This is a genomic window from Sphingomonas sp. UYAg733 (assembly GCF_054057355.1).
Genome location: NZ_JBSRZE010000001.1, coordinates 31,279 through 47,962 on the forward strand (window position 1 = coordinate 31,279; position 16,684 = coordinate 47,962).

The 16,684-nt window shown below is 64.3% G+C and carries 20 protein-coding genes; 7 read left to right on the plus strand and 13 right to left on the minus strand.

Features of this window, described 5'->3' with window-relative positions; all coding sequences use genetic code 11:
- Positions 1 to 16: 16 nt before the first annotated feature.
- Positions 17 to 313 carry a hypothetical protein gene (locus tag ACVWZA_RS00155; RefSeq protein WP_457309050.1) on the plus strand — a complete coding sequence of 99 codons (297 nt, stop codon included), beginning with the start codon at positions 17 to 19 and terminating at the stop codon, positions 311 to 313.
- A 59-nt stretch (positions 314 to 372) separates the two neighbouring features.
- Positions 373 to 777 (plus strand): MAPEG family protein, encoded by a 405-nt coding sequence (locus tag ACVWZA_RS00160; protein WP_457309052.1) that lies wholly within the window; start codon positions 373 to 375, stop codon positions 775 to 777.
- A gap of 4 nt (positions 778 to 781) precedes the next feature.
- Here the strand turns inward: ACVWZA_RS00160 and ACVWZA_RS00165 are convergent, their stop codons facing one another.
- Both ACVWZA_RS00165 and topA read right to left on the minus strand, forming a co-directional pair.
- Complete coding sequence (locus ACVWZA_RS00165) at positions 782 to 1,228, minus strand: GNAT family N-acetyltransferase (RefSeq protein ID WP_457309054.1); 447 nt, start codon at positions 1,226 to 1,228, stop codon at positions 782 to 784.
- The gene (gene topA / locus ACVWZA_RS00170; RefSeq protein ID WP_457309056.1) at positions 1,225 to 3,795 is read right to left on the minus strand and encodes a type I DNA topoisomerase; all 2,571 of its coding nucleotides are present in this window, start codon (positions 3,793 to 3,795) and stop codon (positions 1,225 to 1,227) included. Before topA ends, ACVWZA_RS00165 begins: the two co-directional genes overlap by 4 nt.
- Positions 3,796 to 3,972: 177 nt before the next feature.
- Between topA and ACVWZA_RS00175 the strand changes: the two genes are divergently transcribed.
- Positions 3,973 to 4,392 carry a hemerythrin domain-containing protein gene (locus tag ACVWZA_RS00175; RefSeq protein ID WP_457309058.1) on the plus strand — a complete coding sequence of 140 codons (420 nt, stop codon included), beginning with the start codon at positions 3,973 to 3,975 and terminating at the stop codon, positions 4,390 to 4,392.
- Positions 4,393 to 4,429: 37 nt separating this feature from the next.
- On the opposite strand, the gene ACVWZA_RS00180 is transcribed toward ACVWZA_RS00175, so the two are convergent.
- From ACVWZA_RS00180 to plsY, 4 genes are read right to left on the minus strand one after another with little or no spacing between them, the layout of a single operon-like run.
- A complete protein-coding gene (locus tag ACVWZA_RS00180; protein WP_457309061.1) occupies positions 4,430 to 5,176 on the minus strand; it encodes an energy transducer TonB in 747 nt (248 codons plus the stop codon).
- On the minus strand, positions 5,166 to 5,627 hold the full coding sequence (locus ACVWZA_RS00185; RefSeq protein ID WP_457309063.1) for a hypothetical protein: 462 nt from the start codon (positions 5,625 to 5,627) through the stop codon (positions 5,166 to 5,168). Before ACVWZA_RS00185 ends, ACVWZA_RS00180 begins: the two co-directional genes overlap by 11 nt.
- The gene (gene dprA, locus ACVWZA_RS00190; RefSeq protein ID WP_457309065.1) at positions 5,590 to 6,690 is read right to left on the minus strand and encodes a DNA-processing protein DprA; all 1,101 of its coding nucleotides are present in this window, start codon (positions 6,688 to 6,690) and stop codon (positions 5,590 to 5,592) included. The genes ACVWZA_RS00185 and dprA overlap by 38 nt, the downstream gene beginning before the upstream one ends.
- Positions 6,683 to 7,300 carry a glycerol-3-phosphate 1-O-acyltransferase PlsY gene (plsY, locus tag ACVWZA_RS00195; RefSeq protein ID WP_457309067.1) on the minus strand — a complete coding sequence of 206 codons (618 nt, stop codon included), beginning with the start codon at positions 7,298 to 7,300 and terminating at the stop codon, positions 6,683 to 6,685. Before plsY ends, dprA begins: the two co-directional genes overlap by 8 nt.
- A gap of 115 nt (positions 7,301 to 7,415) precedes the next feature.
- On the opposite strand from plsY, the gene murI reads away from it, so the two are divergent.
- From murI to ACVWZA_RS00215, 4 genes are all read left to right on the plus strand, one after another.
- Positions 7,416 to 8,213 (plus strand): glutamate racemase, encoded by a 798-nt coding sequence (gene murI, locus ACVWZA_RS00200; RefSeq protein ID WP_457309069.1) that lies wholly within the window; start codon positions 7,416 to 7,418, stop codon positions 8,211 to 8,213.
- A gap of 77 nt (positions 8,214 to 8,290) precedes the next feature.
- A complete protein-coding gene (locus ACVWZA_RS00205; protein WP_457309071.1) occupies positions 8,291 to 8,458 on the plus strand; it encodes a hypothetical protein in 168 nt (55 codons plus the stop codon).
- Between the two features lie 201 nt (positions 8,459 to 8,659).
- Positions 8,660 to 9,904, plus strand: a complete 1,245-nt coding sequence (gene hemA / locus ACVWZA_RS00210; protein ID WP_457309073.1) for a 5-aminolevulinate synthase — start codon at positions 8,660 to 8,662, stop codon at positions 9,902 to 9,904.
- A gap of 2 nt (positions 9,905 to 9,906) precedes the next feature.
- The gene (locus ACVWZA_RS00215; protein WP_457309075.1) at positions 9,907 to 10,329 is read left to right on the plus strand and encodes a DUF695 domain-containing protein; all 423 of its coding nucleotides are present in this window, start codon (positions 9,907 to 9,909) and stop codon (positions 10,327 to 10,329) included.
- A 10-nt stretch (positions 10,330 to 10,339) separates the two neighbouring features.
- On the opposite strand, the gene ACVWZA_RS00220 is transcribed toward ACVWZA_RS00215, so the two are convergent.
- The 7 genes from ACVWZA_RS00220 to ACVWZA_RS00250 form a co-directional block, all read right to left on the minus strand.
- Positions 10,340 to 11,245, minus strand: a complete 906-nt coding sequence (locus tag ACVWZA_RS00220) for a flagellar motor protein MotB (protein WP_457309077.1) — start codon at positions 11,243 to 11,245, stop codon at positions 10,340 to 10,342.
- A gap of 38 nt (positions 11,246 to 11,283) precedes the next feature.
- Positions 11,284 to 12,147 carry a flagellar motor stator protein MotA gene (motA, locus tag ACVWZA_RS00225; RefSeq protein WP_457309079.1) on the minus strand — a complete coding sequence of 288 codons (864 nt, stop codon included), beginning with the start codon at positions 12,145 to 12,147 and terminating at the stop codon, positions 11,284 to 11,286.
- 120 nt (positions 12,148 to 12,267) lie between these two features.
- Positions 12,268 to 13,176, minus strand: a complete 909-nt coding sequence (flgL, locus tag ACVWZA_RS00230) for a flagellar hook-associated protein FlgL (RefSeq protein WP_457309081.1) — start codon at positions 13,174 to 13,176, stop codon at positions 12,268 to 12,270.
- A gap of 8 nt (positions 13,177 to 13,184) precedes the next feature.
- Positions 13,185 to 14,531, minus strand: coding sequence for a flagellar hook-associated protein FlgK (flgK, locus tag ACVWZA_RS00235; protein WP_457309083.1), 1,347 nt, complete (start codon positions 14,529 to 14,531; stop codon positions 13,185 to 13,187).
- Positions 14,528 to 14,881 (minus strand): rod-binding protein, encoded by a 354-nt coding sequence (locus ACVWZA_RS00240; RefSeq protein ID WP_457309085.1) that lies wholly within the window; start codon positions 14,879 to 14,881, stop codon positions 14,528 to 14,530. Before ACVWZA_RS00240 ends, flgK begins: the two co-directional genes overlap by 4 nt.
- Positions 14,878 to 15,972, minus strand: coding sequence for a flagellar basal body P-ring protein FlgI (locus tag ACVWZA_RS00245; protein ID WP_457309088.1), 1,095 nt, complete (start codon positions 15,970 to 15,972; stop codon positions 14,878 to 14,880). Before ACVWZA_RS00245 ends, ACVWZA_RS00240 begins: the two co-directional genes overlap by 4 nt.
- A gap of 17 nt (positions 15,973 to 15,989) precedes the next feature.
- Positions 15,990 to 16,676 (minus strand): flagellar basal body L-ring protein FlgH, encoded by a 687-nt coding sequence (locus ACVWZA_RS00250; protein WP_457309090.1) that lies wholly within the window; start codon positions 16,674 to 16,676, stop codon positions 15,990 to 15,992.
- Between the last annotated feature and the right edge of the window lie 8 nt (positions 16,677 to 16,684).

Sequence of the window (16,684 nt, forward strand, 5' to 3'; positions counted from 1 at the left end):
ATGGGGGTTAAATGACATGGGCAGCAGCCTGAAAAGCGCACAGTTCCTGATCGAGAGCCGGCTCGCCGATGCGGCGCGCGGTGATGCGGATGCGTGCTATGATCTCGGCATGGTCTATTCGAGCGGCGCGGCCGGGATCGATATCGACCTGATCGAGGCACATAAATGGTTCAACCTTGCCGCGGTCGCGGGCAGCGAGGCGGCGCAGCTCTGCCGCAGCGAGATATCCGAGGATATGACTGCGCGCGAAATCTCCGTCGCACAAAAGTCCGCGCGCGCCTGGCTACAGATGACGACCGCTCGCGCCGCCTGAGATAGCCTTGCTCTTCGATCGGGCGTAACATCGTCTCCGTAAGATATACGGAGAGAACGATGCACCTGACGATCACCGCACTGACCGCGGTCGCGCTTGCGCTGTTGCTGGTCATCCTGTCGGTCGCCACGATCCGCATGCGCATGAAACACCGCGCATCGTTCGGCGACGCCGGTCAGCACAGCCTGACCTCCGCCATCCGCGCGCATGGCAACCTCACCGAATATGCACCGATCGGGCTGATCCTGATTGCGCTGCTCGAAGTCAACGACGCCAGCCACGCCCCCCTGGGCATCGTCGCGGCGGCCTTTGTCGCCTGCCGACTGCTCAATGCGATCGGGCTGTTCAACCCGCCCGGACCACCGACCGCGACCCGGTCGATCGGCATCGTCGGCACGTTGCTGATCCTGGTCGGGCTGGCAATCTGGCTGTTCATCCAAGTGCATTTGCCGTTGCTCGGCTGACCCCTCAACCGGCGAGCGACAATTCCATATCGACGCGGTGCATGCCGGGGCCCCAGCCATTATCGATCCGGCCGAGTTGGCGCGCACCGAAGCGCGCAAAGAAGGGCGCGGAATGCTGGCTCGCCGCGATATCGAGTATCACCGCGTCCAGGCCGAGCGCCCGCTCCTTCGCGGCGGTCATCATCGCCCCGCCAATGCCCCCGCCCTGCATCGCCGGATCGACCAGGATCCAGTTGAGATGCGCCCGACCGGTCGGGCCCGGGACGACGGCAAATCCGGCGGCGAGATCGGCGCCACATTCGACGACCGCGTAAAGACCGGCACTCTCGTCGAGATACCGCGTAAAATCCGCGCGTTCATTGACCGCGAAAAAGGCCGGCGTGTTGGCGTCGAAGATCGCCAGCATGCGATCGCGATCGGTTCCCACGTAACGCCGGATACTCGGCGTCATTCGGCCGCCACCGCCGCTTTCGTTTTTTTCGCTGGCGCCTTTTTGGCCGGAGCCTTTTTCGCCCCCGCTTTGGCCGGCGCTTTTTTGACCGGCGCTTTCTTCTTGCTCTTCTTCGACGGCCCCGCAGCCGCTCGCGCGTCGAGCAATTGCGCCGCTTCTTCGAGCGTCAGCGCATCCTTCTCGACCGACTTGGGTAAGGTCGCATTGGTTTCGCCGTCGGTAACATAGGGGCCATAACGCCCTTCCATCAGCTTGATCTCCGCTTCGGTTCGCGGGTGCTTGCCGAGTATCTTGAGTGGCGCCTGGCTCCCGCGCTGCGGACGCCCGCCGCCGGCCGCCGCCTCGGCGAGCTTGACCACCGCCGCATTCATGCCGGTTTCGAACACATCCAGGGTCGATGTCAGCCGGGCATATTTGCCGGCATGGGCGAGATAGGGCCCGTAACGCCCGATCGACGCGGTGATCGGCTCACCGCTTTCTGGATGCGTGCCGACGGTGCGCGGCAGGCTGAGCAGTTTCAACGCCCATTCCAGGTCGAGTTCGGGAATATCCTTGGGGATCGAAGCGCGCTTCGCGTCCTTGCCTTCACCGAGCTGGATATAAGGACCGAAACGTCCCGCCTTGCGCTCGACCGGCAGGTTGGTTTCAGGATCGACGCCCATCGTCTCCGGACCGGCATCGCCGCCCTCATCGCCGCCACCCTGGCCGAAGCGGCGGGTATATTTGCATTCAGGATAGTTCGAACAGGCAACAAACGCGCCGAACTTGCCGCCACGCAGCGCAAGCCGTCCCTCGCCGCAATTGGGGCAAAGCCGCGGATCGCCGCCATCGGCCTTGGCCGGGAAGAGATAGGGTTCGAGGAACAGGTCGAGCGCCGCGGTCACCTCAGACGGCTTCTGTTCCATTACCTCGGTCGTGCGCGGCTTGAAGTCCTTCCAGAATGCCTCGAGCACCGATTGCCATTGTGCGCGGCCACCCGACACCTCGTCGAGCTCATCCTCGAGCTCGGCGGTAAAGTCGTAACCGACATATTTCTCGAAGAATCGTTCGAGGAATGCCGTCACCAGCCGCCCGCTTTCTTCGGCGAAGAAGCGGTTCTTCTCGACCCGCACATAGGCGCGGTCCTTCAGCGTCTTGATGATCGAGGCATAGGTCGAGGGGCGGCCGATGCCCAGTTCCTCGAGCCGCTTGACCAGCGACGCTTCGGAGAAGCGTGGCGGCGGTTGCGTGAAATGCTGTTCGGCGGTGACGCTCTTCTTGGCCGGCGCATCGCCCTCGCGCATGCGCGGCAGGCGGCGGCTTTCCTCGTCGGCGCTGTCGTCCGAGCCTTCCTCGTACAGTGCGAGATAACCGGGGAAGAGCACGACCTGCCCGGTCGCGCGCAGGCCGGTCTGGCCCGAGCCGTCGAGCAGTTCGACCGTGGTGCGTTCCATTCTCGCAGAAGCCATCTGGCTGGCGAGCGCGCGCTTCCAGATCAGGTCGTAAAGCCGCGCATGATCGCCGCCACCCATCTTGTCCTTGCCGAAGTCGGTCGGGCGGATCGCCTCATGCGCTTCCTGCGCATTCTTGGCCTTGGTCTGATACTGGCGCGGGCTGTCGGGCACATAGCTCGCATCGTAGCGATCGGCGACGGCCTTGCGCGCGGCGGAGATAGCCGAGCTGTCCATCTGCACACCGTCGGTACGCATATAGGTGATCGCGCCGTCTTCGTAGAGCCCTTGCGCTATGCGCATCGTATGATCGGCAGAGAAGCCGAGCTTGCGCGATGCCTCCTGCTGCAAGGTCGATGTGGTGAAGGGTGGCGGCGGATTGCGCGTGGCCGGCTTGACCTCGACCGAGTCGACGCTGAAACGGCCTTCCTCGACCGCTTTCTTGGCGCGTAGCGCGGTGCCTTCCTCGCCGATCGACAGCCGGTCGAGCTTTTTGCCTTCGAAGGTGACGAGGCGCGCCTGAAATGGGGTGCCGTCCTGCTCCATGTCGGCGGCGACCGACCAATATTCTTGGGGCCGAAACGCTTCGATCTCGCGTTCGCGCTGGACGATCAGACGCAGCGCGACCGACTGGACGCGACCCGCCGACTTGGCCCCCGGCAGTTTGCGCCATAGCACCGGCGACAGCGTGAAGCCGACCAGATAGTCGAGCGCTCGGCGCGCACGATAGGCGTCGATCAGGTCGGTATCGAGCTCGCGTGGATGTTTCATCGCCTCGGTCACCGTCGCCTTGGTGATCGCGTTGAAAGTGACGCGCTGCACGTCCTTGGGCAGCACCTTGCGGTTGCGCAGCACTTCCTGGACGTGCCACGAAATCGCTTCGCCTTCGCGATCGGGATCGGTCGCGAGGATCAGGCGGTCGGCGGTCTTCGCCAGATCGGTGATCGCCTTGAGCTGCTTGGCCTTGTCAGCGTAGTTTTCCCATTCCATCGCAAACCCGTCATCGGGATTCACCGAGCCGTCCTTGGGCGGCAGATCGCGGACATGGCCGTAGCTCGCGAGAACGCGATAATCGGAGCCCAGATATTTCTCGATGGTTTTCGCCTTGGCAGGCGATTCTACGATGACAAGCTGCATGGAGTTTCGATGTGTCCTTACGTGTACGCGCGAGGGTGGAAAGGTTCGGGGCGGCCCGTCAAGTGGCATTGCCTTGATACCCGTCAGCTTTTGTTAGGGAATGTGGTCGCAATGATGTGAGTGCGGCGGGACAAATTTCAATCGGGTCGCGGTGGAATGGTCGATTACGAAACCCTCATGCAGGAGCATGACGCATTGGTCGCGCTGGCTGCCCGCCTGGCGAATGCGGTCGATTCGACCAGCGTCGTTCCCATTCCGGCGGTCGCGGCGCGCGATGCGCTGTCCGATGCGCTGATCCGCCATCTCCATACCGAGGACAGCATGATCTACCCCCTGCTGATGGGCGGCAAGGATGCTTCGGCAGCAGCGGCAGCGCATGATTTCGTCGCCGAGTTCAAGGACCTGATCGGCGACTGGACGACCTATATGGGGGCATGGCCAGAAACGCGGATCGCAGCCGAGTGGCCCGCCTTCACATCCGTCACGCTCGACCTGATACGTCGACTGAGCGGTCGCGTCAGGCGCGAGAACGAACTGCTTTACCCGCTCGCGCTCGCCGCGGCGCATATTCCATTGCGGGCAAGACCAGAAAGCTGAGCGACGAAAGAGCAGCGGCGGGATCGCGTATTCCGGCTCAGCGCTCGGCGGCCGCTGGCTCCTCGATCACCCATTCATGATCTTCCTCGATGATGGCCCGCAATGGCTTGCCGCGCCCATCGCGACTCGGCGAGAAGCGGAAGCGCTCTTCGATCAATCGGCAAGTGGTTTCATCCAGCGCACGATTGCCGCTCGATCGGGTGACGAGGCAATCTGTGACGCGGCCATTAGTCTCCACGGCATAGCTCACCGACACCATGCCGCCGACGCCGCCGGTATCGGTCAGAGTCGGGTTATCCGAATATTTGAGCCGGCCGCTTCGTTTGCGGGGCGGCGTATCCCGGCCGCCATCGCCTTCACCGTAACGGCCGTTTCCAGTGCCGTTCCCCACGCCGCCGCTGCCGGTGCCGGGGCCAGGGACAGTCGCTGCCCCGGCGGACGGATCGTTACCGATGCCCGCGACCGGTGCGGCGACCACCGGCGGTGGCACGGTGAGCGGCACGATCGGCGTCGGCGCAACGATCTCGGTGGCTTTCGCGCGCAGGTTAGGCGGCGATGACGCACCCTCTGCCTTGGCCGATTTGACCGCATTGGGGATGATCTTCTCGGGCGGCGGCGGCGATGCTGGGGGAGCGATCCGGAATAGCGTGAGACCGTCGATCAGCCGGTTCGGCGCGTGCACCGCGAGGCCAGTGATCAGGATATAGCCAAGCACGACCTGCACGACGACCGCGGCGATCGCGCCCTTGATCCGATTCGGCATGGTCGACAGGTCAGCGGTCATGATTGCGATTTGCACCCTCGGCGGCATCCGATTGAATCACCATGGCAATCATATGAACAGCCGCCTCATGCATAACGACTGCGATTTGCTGGCTGTTCCGGCGATCGGCACGAACCGACATTCGGATCGTCAGAAGATAGATTGCGCCGCCCCGCGTCAGGTCAAATTCGCGTAGCTGCGGGAAACGCTGCGGTGATATGTTTTTTGACGGGCTCTGCGGGAAGCTGCGGGAATTTCGACGCGGCGGCACGGGAATTTTACAGGTGCTTTGCGGGATAATCGGGAAATGGCGGAAGCAAATGTCATGGTCGGCCCAATGCAAATGGTGCGCCGAACGGGCGACCGTCCAGAAGCGCGGTGCGCGCGCCGGAAAAGGGGCTTGGCGACGTGCGAGGCCGATTTGAATCGCGCGCCTAGCGCAGGCTGACCCGCCCGGCGGCATGGCGATCAAGCCGCCCGGCCAGTTCCAGTTCCAGCAGCACCGTCTGCACAATGGCCGGAGCCAGTCCCGATTGGCGGATCAATTCATCGACCGCCACCGGCACCGGCCCAAGCAGCGACGTCAACGCATGGCGATCGGCTCCGCTCGCATCCTCGGGCGGCGGCCCGGCAAAATATGCACCGGGCGAGCGCACCATGCGCGCGTCGATCGGACGGATCGTCTCGAGCACATCGGCGGCGGACTGAATGAGAATGGCGCCATCGCGGATCAGGGCGTTACACCCCTGCGCACGCGGATCGAGCGGCGAGCCCGGCACCGCCATCACTTCACGGCCCTGTTCACCCGCCAGCCGCGCGGTGATCAGCGAGCCGGACCTTGGTGCGGCCTCGACCACCACTGTGCCCACCGCAAGCCCGGCAATGATGCGGTTGCGATAGGGAAAATGGCGCGCCCGTGGTTCGGTGCCGGGTGGCTGTTCGGCGATCAGCAAGCCTTCGCTCGCGATCCGTTCCTGCAGTGCCGCGTTTTCGGGCGGGTAGGCGATGTCGATGCCGCCGGCGATCACGGCGATCGTGCCGCCCTCCAGCGCGCCGATATGGGCGGCGGTATCGACGCCTCGCGCCAGCCCCGACACGACCGCAATGCCTTCATCGGCAAGTTGATAAGCCAGCTGTCGTGCAAAACGGCAAGCGGCGGCGGACGCGTTGCGCGCGCCGACCATCGCCACCGCGCTGCGCGCCAGCAGCGCCATGTTGCCGCGTACCATCATCGCCGGCGGCGCATCATCGATCTCGGCAAGCAGGACCGGATAATCGACATCGTCGATGAACAAATGCCGTGCGCCGAGCTTCGCCGCCATCGCCAGTTCACGCTCCGCGACCGACCGGTCCGCCACGACCGGCGTACGACCGCCGCCCCGCGCGGCAATATCCGGCAACGCATCGATCGCGGCGGCGGCATCGCCGAAGCGCGCGATGAGCTGGCGATAGGTGATCGGGCCGACCTGCGCGGTGCGAATCAGGCGGAGACGAGCGATCGCCGCTTCTCCTCCTCCCCCCGCAGGTTCAGCCACTCTTGTTGCCGATCCGGGGTTCGGTTCCGTCGAGCAGCCGGTCGATATTGGTGCGGTGTTTCCACAGCACCAGCAGCGCCAGCGCGAGCAGCAGCAGCACAAGGTCGAATTGCGAGAACAGCGCCACGCTGACCGGCGCGCTGACCGCCGCCGCCATTCCGGCGAGCGACGAAATGCGCAACGCGGCGAGCAGGCCGAGCCAGACGCCGGCAAAGACGAGGGCGCTTGGCCAGTGCAGCGCAAGGATGATACCCATCATCGTCGCCACGCCCTTGCCGCCGCGGAATTTGAGCCAGACCGGATAAAGATGCCCAAGAAAGGCGGCCGCCGCCGCGAGGACGCCAAGTTCGGGGCCATGGCCCGGAAAGAGATATTCGCACAGCAGCACCGCCGCCCAGCCCTTTGCGCCATCGAGCAGCATCGTCGCCACTGCCAGCCCCTTGCGCCCGGTGCGCAACACGTTGGTCGCGCCGATGCTGCCCGACCCGATCGTGCGCAGATCGCCGGCCCCGGCCAGCCGCGTCAGGATCACCCCGAACGGGATCGAGCCAAGCAGATAGCCCAGCGCCAGCGCGCCCGCCGGCGCCACCCATAGATATTCAGTCGGCACGTCGTCCCCCTTTTGTTCGGGTATAGCCGACACCGGCCACGACGCCAACATCTCCATCATGCTGGCCTTGCTCCGGCGACTAGTGTCCAGACCCTTGTCACGTTAAGCGGCGAGCATGACAGACACGCGACCGATCCTGTTCTTCGATTCCGGCGTCGGCGGCCTGTCGGTGCTTGGGCCGACGCGCGCGCTGCTGCCCACCGCACCGTTCGTCTATGTCGCCGATTCAGCCGGTTTCCCCTATGGTACCAAGAGCGAGGAAGAGATCGCCGCGCGCGTGCCCGCCCTGCTCGGGCGGCTTGCCGAACGATATCGCCCGCGCCTGATCGTCATTGCGTGCAACACCGCGTCGACCATCGCGCTGGCGGCGGTGCGCGCCGCGCTCGACCTGCCGATCGTCGGCACCGTGCCGGCGATCAAACCCGCCGCCGCGATCAGCGTGACGCGCGCGATCGGCATACTTGGCACCAACGCGACGGTGCGCCAGCCCTATGTCGACGACCTCACCGCGCGATTCGCCAGCGATTGCCTGGTACTGCGCCACGGATCGGCCGAACTGGTCGAAATGGTCGAGGCAAAGCTGCGCGGCACGGCGACCGATCCGGCGCGCTATGCCGCGGTGCTCGACGGGCTGCTGAGCCAACCGGGTGGCGAGCGGATCGACACCATCGTCAACGCCTGCACCCATTTCCCGTTGGTCGAGACCGAACTTGCCGCCGCCGCGCCACGGCCGATCCGCTTAGTCGATGGCAGCGCGGGCATCGCCCGGCGCGTCGCTGCGCTGACCCAGGGGCAGGACTGGCCCGACGACGCGGGCGGGGGCCGTGCCGTATTCACCCGCGACGGTCCCGACATCGCCGTGCTGGCGACGGCGCTCGCGCGCTATGGTCTGAACCGGCTCGAGGCTCTTTAGGGTCGCGACCAAGCGATCACTGGCACTGCGCTGGCTTTACCGAAAGCGATCGATGGAACCGCGATCCAGCGGCACGCATGAGGGGAGCGGTTCTGGCTGACGATTTCCAGGGTACGTCGCCGTCGCAATCGGCCTTGCGCGATCATGCCGCGCTGTTCATGGTCTATGATCTTGGCGATGCAGGCGTTCGCGGGACGATCCCGAGCGGCTCGATCTCGGCGTCAACGATCGCGGCGATGGCCTGATCGAGATCGGCCTGCTCGTCGCGTGGCTCGACCCTATGGTGCGGGATGACGCGATGCGGGCCCAGATTACGGGCGAAAAAGCCGCCTCGTGCCCAGCTGGCAGCCGATTTGCGATCCGATAGCGCTAAATCGGCTCAATCCGATCACGCTGATCGTGGAAAGTCGCTGGAATTCCGCGCCGGGGCGCGCTAGGGCGCGCTCATGGAAGCGGACGGAAAGTCGCTGCGGGGAGTCGACTACTCGCGCATCTTCACCCAGGCGATTGATCGCCTGCACGTCGAAGGACGCTATCGCGTCTTCATCGACATCCTGCGCAACAAAGGCGCGTTCCCCAACGCACGCTGTTTCGCCGGCCATAACGGGCCGAAGCCGATCACCGTCTGGTGTTCGAACGACTATCTCGCCATGGGCCAGCATCCCAACGTGATCGCGGCGATGGAAGAGGCGCTGCACGATGTCGGCGCAGGGTCGGGCGGCACGCGCAATATCGGCGGCAACACGCATTACCATGTCGACCTTGAGGCCGAACTTGCCGACCTGCACGGCAAGGAAGGCGCATTGCTGTTCACTTCGGGCTATGTTTCGAACGAGGCGACGCTCGCGACGCTGGCCAAGATTCTGCCCGGCTGCATCATCTTCTCCGATGAGATGAACCATGCCTCGATGATCGCGGGTATCCGCAATTCAGGCTGCGAGAAGCATGTCTTCCGCCACAACGACCTTGAGCATCTCGAGGAATTGCTCGCTGCGGTCGATCCGGCCGCGCCGAAGCTGATCGCGTTCGAGAGTGTCTATTCGATGGAGGGCGATATCGCCCCGATCGCCGCGATCTGCGACCTGGCCGACAAATACAACGCGCTGACCTACCTCGACGAGGTCCATGCGGTCGGCATGTACGGCGCGCGCGGCGGCGGCATTTCGGAGCGCGACGGCGTCGCCGACCGGTTGACGATCATCGAAGGTACGCTGGGCAAGGCGTTCGGCGTGATGGGCGGTTACATCACCGCCGACCAGACGATCATCGATGTGATCCGCAGCTATGCGCCGGGTTTCATTTTCACCACGAGCCTGTCGCCGGTGCTGGTGTCGGGCGCGCTGGCCAGCGTCCGCCATTTAAAGGCGTCGTGCGTCGAACGCGAAGGGCAACAGGCCGCCGCGACGATGCTTAAGGCGATGTTCGCCAAGGCCGGCTTGCCGGTAATGAATTCGAACACGCACATCGTGCCGCTGATGGTCGGCGATCCGGTCAAGGCGAAGAAGATCAGCGACATCCTGCTCGCCGAATACGGCGTCTATGTTCAACCGATCAACTATCCGACCGTGCCGCGCGGCACCGAGCGGCTGCGCTTTACGCCCGGCCCGGCACATGACGAGGTCATGATGCGCGATCTGACCGGCGCGCTGGTCGAGATCTGGAGCCGGCTGGAGTTGCGCAAGGCCGCCTGACCATGCCGACCCGCAACGCAGACGATTGGGTGATCGCCACCGGCATGGCCGGCGGCAAGCGCACCATCATCCGTGCCCTGTCCGAGATACTATCCACATTGGAACGCGGCGACCGCACGATCCTGATCCTGGTCACCTGGACCTATGACGACAGTGCGACCGGCATGCCCGATTCGGCGACGCTGGAGATGATCGATGATTTCGAAGCGGCGATCTTCGCCTCGATCGATCAGGATGATTGGGCGACCGAGGCGGCAGCGATCACCGGCAATGGCGCCAAGCAATGGCGGTTCTACTCAGCCGACGAGAATGACTTCGTCGCCCGTTTCAGCGCCGCGCTCGATGGACATCCGGTCTATCCGATCGAGCTGGAGGCGATCACCGATCCGGAATGGCAGGCGCTACGCGAACTGCACCCCGCCTGAGCGCAGAACCCTATTCCCCGAAACTGCCGGCGCGATAGAGCAGGGTGATCGCCACGCGCCGGTTGCGCGGGTCCAACGCGTTGGCGACGATCATCGGCTCGCGGTCGGCCACGCCCTCGATCCGGTTGAAGCGATTTTCGGCTATGCCGCCGGACGCCAGCCGCCGGCGCGTCGCTTCGGCGCGGCTCGACGAGAGCATCCAGTTGTTCATCGCCAACGGGTCGCCATAGGGCAGGCTATCGGTATGGCCGCGGATCATGATCGGGTTTTCCATCGAGCCGATCGATTCGGCGATCAGTCCGATCAGCTTCGACGCTTCGGGTTCGAGCGCGGTCGTGCCGAGCGAGAACATCGAATAATCGGCATCGTCGAGCAGGTCGATGCGCATTCCGTCACGCGTGCGCATGAAGCGGACATGTTTGCCGAGTTTGGATAGTTTGGGGCTGGCGGCCATTTCCTGCATGACGCGCTTGCGCATCGTCTCGAAATTCTTCTGATCCTCAAGGCCAAGCGCCATCTTGTTCTTCATCGAACCCTTTTGCCCGGTGCCGACCTGGGTCCCGCCGGTCGCCTCCACCGGCACGGTCATTGACCGCGTGCCCGTCTGCTGCGCCTTGTGCGGGTAATTGTCCTTGTCGGTGATCGACGAGCCACCGAACATGCCGTTCGAGCCGGCACTATTCTGTTTCAGCTCGATCAGGGTCGGCGCGAAATAATCGGCCAAAGCCTTGCGCTGCTTCTCGGTGGTCGCGCCGAGCAGCCACATGAGCAGGAAGAACGCCATCATCGCGGTCACGAAATCGGCATAGGCGACCTTCCAGGCGCCGCCATGATGACCGCCATGACCCTCGATATAGATCTTCTTGTAGATGATCTTGGGTGGCTGGTTCGAGCCGTGCGGCGCGCGGGCAGCCACTATCTGGTCCCTTCGGGACTGCGAAGCCATACCGACATTTAGCGCCCTCTCAGGCCGTCGAATACTTCGGCAAAGCCAGGCTGGTTGCTGTGCGCGATACCCGAGCGCGCCGCCTCGATCACCAACGGCTGCGGATGACCGTGGAGCGACGCGATGATGATCTGCTTGACGACATGATAGATCGCGCCGTCGGCGTCGATCACCTGCTGCAGCCGGTTGGCGAGTGGCGAGACGATGCCATAGGCAAGCAGCACGCCCATGAAGGTGCCGACCAGCGCCGAGCCGATCATCGCACCGAGGATTGCCGGCGGCTGGTCGATCGAACCCATCGTCTTGACCACGCCGAGCACCGCCGCGACGATACCGAGCGCGGGCAGCGCATCGGCCAAAGTCGCGAGCGTGCCCTGTGGCCCTTGTACCTCGTGATGATGAGTCTTGATCATGTTATCCATGACCTCTTCGACCGCATGCACGTCGAGCGTGCCGGACGAGACGACGACGAGGCGCAAAGTATCGGCGATCAGATTGACCAGCATATGATCGGTAAGCAGGCGCGGATATTCGGCAAAGATCGCCGATGATTTCGGATCCTCGACATGTGGTTCGAGCGCAATCGGCCCTTCCGTACGGAGCATCTTCATCAGCTTCGACACGAGAAAGATCGTGTCGAGATAATCCTGTTTCTTGTATTTCGGGCCCTTGAAGATCTTGCTGAAACTGCTGCCCAGCGCCTTCAATTCCTTGCCCGAATTGCCAATGATCAGCGCGCCGACCGCAGCGCCGCCGATGATCAGCATCTCGTGCGGGATCGCTTCCATGACCGGGCCGAGCGCCCCGCCGGTGATCGCGAAGCCGCCGAAGATCATCACCAGAAGGACGACGAGGCCGATTACCGGAAACATGTGTGTGAAACTTCCCCCAAGGACCGGCTCGAAATGGCCCGCCGAGACGGAACCTCGCGACTATGGTTAACCTGACTTCGTAGCCAATCGGTTAACCAGAGCGTTTGTTTTTTGAAGAGATCAAGAAAGATAATTGAACAATGACAGCGAGCTGAGCTTGGTGAAGCTCGCCTGGGTCGCTGACAGGACGGTCATCGTCTTCTGCAATTCGGTGATTGCGGCGGTGAGGTCGGTATCCTCGATTCCCTGCCGCGTAATCTCCCGCGTCGTGCCGACATCCTTGAGGCGCTGCGCCTCCAGATCCATCCGTGCGCCGCGTGCGCCGACCGAGCCGCGTGCCTGGGTGACCTGCGCCAGCGCCGCCTTCAAGCCATCACCGGCCGCGGTGTTCGCCGCCGTGCTGCCACCCGCGTCGAGCGAATCGGCAAAGTTGCTGAGCAGGGCGAACATATCGGTCGTGCCGGCCGCCGTTTCGATTCCGCCGAACAGGCGCGCCGCGCTGTCGGTTGCCTGAACCGAATTGCCGTCGCCGATCGGAATTGCCGAGGGCTCGCCGGTACCGACGAAACTGACCGTGCCGTTGCTCGCGACCGATACCGCGCTGTCGCCGCTCGATGCACCGAACAGGGGCTGACCGCGCAGGTCCTTGCTGTTGGCCACGCCGACGATATCGTCGAGAATCGCGCGAACCTGCCCCGCGAGCACCTTGCGATTGTCATCGGACAGTGTCGCGCCGCCGGCCTGGATGACCAGTTCCTGCGCGCGCTGAAGCTGTGTTTCGACCGACGAGAGCGCGCTGTCCGACTGTTCGAGCAAGCTTTGTGCGAGGCCGACATTGGACGCATAGGCGGTATCGTTCGCCGCGCCGATCTTGAGCGCGGCGAGCTGGCGATAACCGACCGCATCGTCGGACGGTGCCTGGAGCTTCTTCTCGGTCGAAATCTGCGTCTGCAACCGATCGGCCTTTTGCGACAGCTTGGCCATCAGGCTGGTCGACCGGTCATAGAGCTGGCTGGTGCTGATCTGCATGGCTGAACTCACTGAATGCTAAGGATCGATTGCAGCGTCTCGCGCGCAACCTGGATGACACGGGCCGATGCCTGATAGGCCTGCTGGAAGCGCAGCAGATCAACTGCCTCGCTGTCGATATTGACGCCCGACACGGCGTCACGCGCGGCGACCGCGCCGTCGCGGATCGAGGACTGCGCCTCGGCCACGGTGCGGCGACCGGCCAAAGTCGCGGCGTTGCTCGCGACCAGTGCGGTGGTCTTGCCTTCGAAGCCGCCCGAATTGCGTACCGCTTCGAGCGCGGCGAGATTGCTGTTATCGCGCGTGCCGCCCCCGACCGACGCGGCGGCGATCGCGCGCGGATCGGTCAGCGACACGCTGATCTCGGTCGCTTGCGCGCCGACGCTGAACAGCGCCGCGCCAGCATTGCCGTTAAGGTCGCGTCCGCCGGCCTGGACGGTGTTGACGCCGGCGACGAACTGGGTGGCGATCGCATCGACCTGTTCGCGCGCATTGACAACGCGTTGCGCACCGTCGGCGATGCCGGCGAGCACCCCACCCTGCGGCGAGATGGCGACAGTGACGCCGTTGCTCTGCAAGGTGAAGGACGCCGCGCCGTCTTCGTTTCGGTCATAGCTGACATGACCGGACTGATTGCCGGCGACGAACACCGGGCCGCTCGCGCCGCCAAGGTGCACCGTTGCGCGACCGGTCGTGTCGATCGTTGCCGAGATGTCGCTGATCGCGCTCATCTGTTCGAGCAACTGGTCGCGCTGATCGGCAAGCTGCGCCGCATTGGCGGTGCCCGGCGACGCGCGGCCGAGACCGTCATTGACCTTGGCCAGTGCCGCACCGAGCTGATCGAGGCTCTTCACCGCATTGTCGGCGGTCGCATCGAGATCGGCGGCAATCGAATCGAGCGCCCGACCGGTGCCGGCGAACGCGTTGGCGACCGAAGTCGCGGATTCGAGCATCGCGGTGCGCGGCGTGGTCGCCGACGGATCCGCGGCAACGGTCTTGGCCGAATTGAAAAAGCCGGTCAGCCGGTCGGACAATTGGTTGCCAGTCAGCGCGTTCTCGATCCGGTCGAGCCAGGTGATGCCAGTTTCGGTGCGCGACAGATCGGCGCTGGCCGAACGGACATCGGCGGCGCGAAACATGTCGGCAGAGCGGTTGACGCCAGAGACCAGCACGCCGCCGCCATTGGAGACGTCGCGCTGGAACACGCTGCCGCCGGCTGCGCTGATCTCGTTCATCGTCGATGTACGGCGCGCGTAACCGGGTGTCGCGGCATTGGCGATATTGTCGGAAACGGTGGTCAGCGCGCTCTGATACGCGCGTACCCCGCTGGCGCCGATGCCGAGCAGGTCGCTCATGGCGTCGTCGCCCCGCTAGTCGCCGCCTTTTCCGCGGCTGCGGTCTTTTCGGCGTCCGCCTGCGATTTGGCGAGGAAATCGACCATCGCCTTGCCGATACCGAGCGGCGCGCTGTCGGCCATGGACTGCGCGATCTTCTGATCCTGCATGTCGCGGAACGTGTCGAGCCCCTTGCTCTCGAACAATTCGCTGGCGAGGTGCGCCTGACGCATCGATTTCAGCATCATGCCGGTGAACACCGCCTCGAACTGCTTGCCAGCCTTTTCGAGATTGCCGCGCGACGACAGCCGGCTCGTGTCGAGCGAGATGCCGCTGGTCGGGGCCACAGGAGTGGGAAGGGAGCTGCTCACAGCACGATCAATTCGGCTTTTAGCGCGCCCGCTTCCTTGAGCGCCTCGAGGATCGCGACCAGATCGGCCGGCGATGCGCCGATCGCGTTGACCGCCTTCACCACATCGGCGAGCTTCGGGCCCGGCTCGATCAGGAACATCGGGCGACGTTCCTCCTCGACGCCGACGCCGCTTTTCTGTTCTTTGGCGGTCTGGCCCTGGCTGAACGGTTCGGGCTGAACGACACGTTCCTGTTCATCGATGCGCACCGTGAGCTTGCCATGCGTGACCGCAGCGCGACCGACGCGGACCGCGGAATTGATCACGACGGTGCCGGTGCGCGCATTGACGATCACCTTGGCCGAAGGCTCGGCCGAGACGACATCGAGATTTTCGATCGTGCTCATCAGGGTGGCGCGGATATCGCCGCCGACCGGCGCGCGGACCGAGACCGATACGGCGTCGATTGCCTGGGCCGAGCCCATGCCTAGACGGCCGTTGATTGCGGCCGCGACATTCTGCGCGGTGGTAAAATCGGCGCGCTGCAAATTGAAAGTCAGAACCGGGGCGTTCTCGAAGCCGGTCTGCACCGCGCGTTCGACCGTCGCCCCCTCCGGGATGCGCCCGGCCGAGGGCACGTTAACGACGATACTCGAGCCATCCTTACCCTCGGCACCAAGACCGCCGACCGCGAGATTGCCCTGCGCCATCGCATAGATCTGTCCGTCCGCGCCGAGCATCGGTGTCAGGATCAGGCTGCCACCGCGCAAACTCTTGGCCTTGCCGATCGATGCGACGGTGATGTCGAGCCGCTGGCCGGGCTTTGCGAAAGCGGGCAGGTCGGCGGTGATCAGCACAACCGCCGCGTTCTTCATCCCCGGATTGGCATTGGCCGGCAGCTGCAGGCCGAAGCGCGACGCGACCGCCTTCAGCGACTGCACAGTATATTCGAGATTGTCGTCGCCCGTGCCCGGCAGCCCGACCACGATGCCGTAACCCGTTAGCTGGTTCGAGCGGATACCTTGAAAACCGCCCAGATCCTTGATCCGGTCGGCACTTGCGGGCGTCGCGACCAGCAGGGCGGCGAACGCAGCGATAAGGATGCGGAACATGGGCGAGACTTTCATCATCAGAACGGGCTGATCACGGAGAAGAAGCGGCTGAACCAGCCCTGACGGCTGGCGCGGGCGACATCGCCCTTGCCGGTGTAAGCGATCTGCGCGTCGGCGACGCGGGTCGAGGGGACGCGATTATAGGCGTCGACATCGGCCATGCGCACGATACCGCGGATCTGGACGAATTCGTCGCCGCGGTTGAGCGTGACGCGTTTCTGCCCTTTCACCATCATCGTACCGTTGGGGAACACCTCGGACACGGTCACGCTGACTTCGCCCGACAAGGTGTTGGACTGGTCGGTGCTGCCGGTACCGGTAAAATTGCGCTTGCCACTGATCGACGCATCGGTCTGATTGAACAGGTTGAGCGCACCGGTGGTCGGCGGGGTCAAGCTGGCGCCCCCGCCCGAATCGAGTTTCGAGCTCGCCGATTTCGAGGCGATCGTGCGCTCCACCAGGACGATGGTCAGCGGGTCGCCGACGCGGCGCGCGCGCCAGCCCTCATAGAGCGCGGCATAGCCGTCCGACGCCTGGAAGATCGATCCGTTCGCGGGCGCCGACACCGCCGGAGGCGGCGCCGGCATCGTCGCGGAGAAATCGACCTGCGGCTTCTTGCTGCCGAACAAACGTGCGTCGGCGGACGACGGTACGCAGGTTACGGTGACGAGCGCGGCGGCGGAAATGAGGGAAAGTCTGGTCATGGCGTTAA

What these genes read in the sequence shown, in the direction of transcription:
- topA (WP_457309056.1), bottom strand. Translation starts at nt 3,795, where the DNA reads ATGCAGCTTGTCATCGTAGAATCGCCTGCCAAGGCGAAAACCATCGAG.
- murI (WP_457309069.1), top strand. Translation starts at nt 7,416, where the DNA reads ATGACAGACACGCGACCGATCCTGTTCTTCGATTCCGGCGTCGGCGGC.
- motA (WP_457309079.1), bottom strand. Translation starts at nt 12,147, where the DNA reads ATGTTTCCGGTAATCGGCCTCGTCGTCCTTCTGGTGATGATCTTCGGC.
- flgL (WP_457309081.1), bottom strand. Translation starts at nt 13,176, where the DNA reads ATGCAGATCAGCACCAGCCAGCTCTATGACCGGTCGACCAGCCTGATG.
- ACVWZA_RS00250 (WP_457309090.1), bottom strand. Translation starts at nt 16,676, where the DNA reads ATGACCAGACTTTCCCTCATTTCCGCCGCCGCGCTCGTCACCGTAACC.
- hemA (WP_457309073.1), top strand. Translation starts at nt 8,660, where the DNA reads ATGGAAGCGGACGGAAAGTCGCTGCGGGGAGTCGACTACTCGCGCATC.
- ACVWZA_RS00165 (WP_457309054.1), bottom strand. Translation starts at nt 1,228, where the DNA reads ATGACGCCGAGTATCCGGCGTTACGTGGGAACCGATCGCGATCGCATG.
- flgK (WP_457309083.1), bottom strand. Translation starts at nt 14,531, where the DNA reads ATGAGCGACCTGCTCGGCATCGGCGCCAGCGGGGTACGCGCGTATCAG.
- ACVWZA_RS00205 (WP_457309071.1), top strand. Translation starts at nt 8,291, where the DNA reads ATGAGGGGAGCGGTTCTGGCTGACGATTTCCAGGGTACGTCGCCGTCG.
- ACVWZA_RS00155 (WP_457309050.1), top strand. Translation starts at nt 17, where the DNA reads ATGGGCAGCAGCCTGAAAAGCGCACAGTTCCTGATCGAGAGCCGGCTC.
- ACVWZA_RS00160 (WP_457309052.1), top strand. Translation starts at nt 373, where the DNA reads ATGCACCTGACGATCACCGCACTGACCGCGGTCGCGCTTGCGCTGTTG.
- ACVWZA_RS00245 (WP_457309088.1), bottom strand. Translation starts at nt 15,972, where the DNA reads ATGTTCCGCATCCTTATCGCTGCGTTCGCCGCCCTGCTGGTCGCGACG.
- ACVWZA_RS00215 (WP_457309075.1), top strand. Translation starts at nt 9,907, where the DNA reads ATGCCGACCCGCAACGCAGACGATTGGGTGATCGCCACCGGCATGGCC.
- ACVWZA_RS00180 (WP_457309061.1), bottom strand. Translation starts at nt 5,176, where the DNA reads ATGACCGCTGACCTGTCGACCATGCCGAATCGGATCAAGGGCGCGATC.
- ACVWZA_RS00175 (WP_457309058.1), top strand. Translation starts at nt 3,973, where the DNA reads ATGCAGGAGCATGACGCATTGGTCGCGCTGGCTGCCCGCCTGGCGAAT.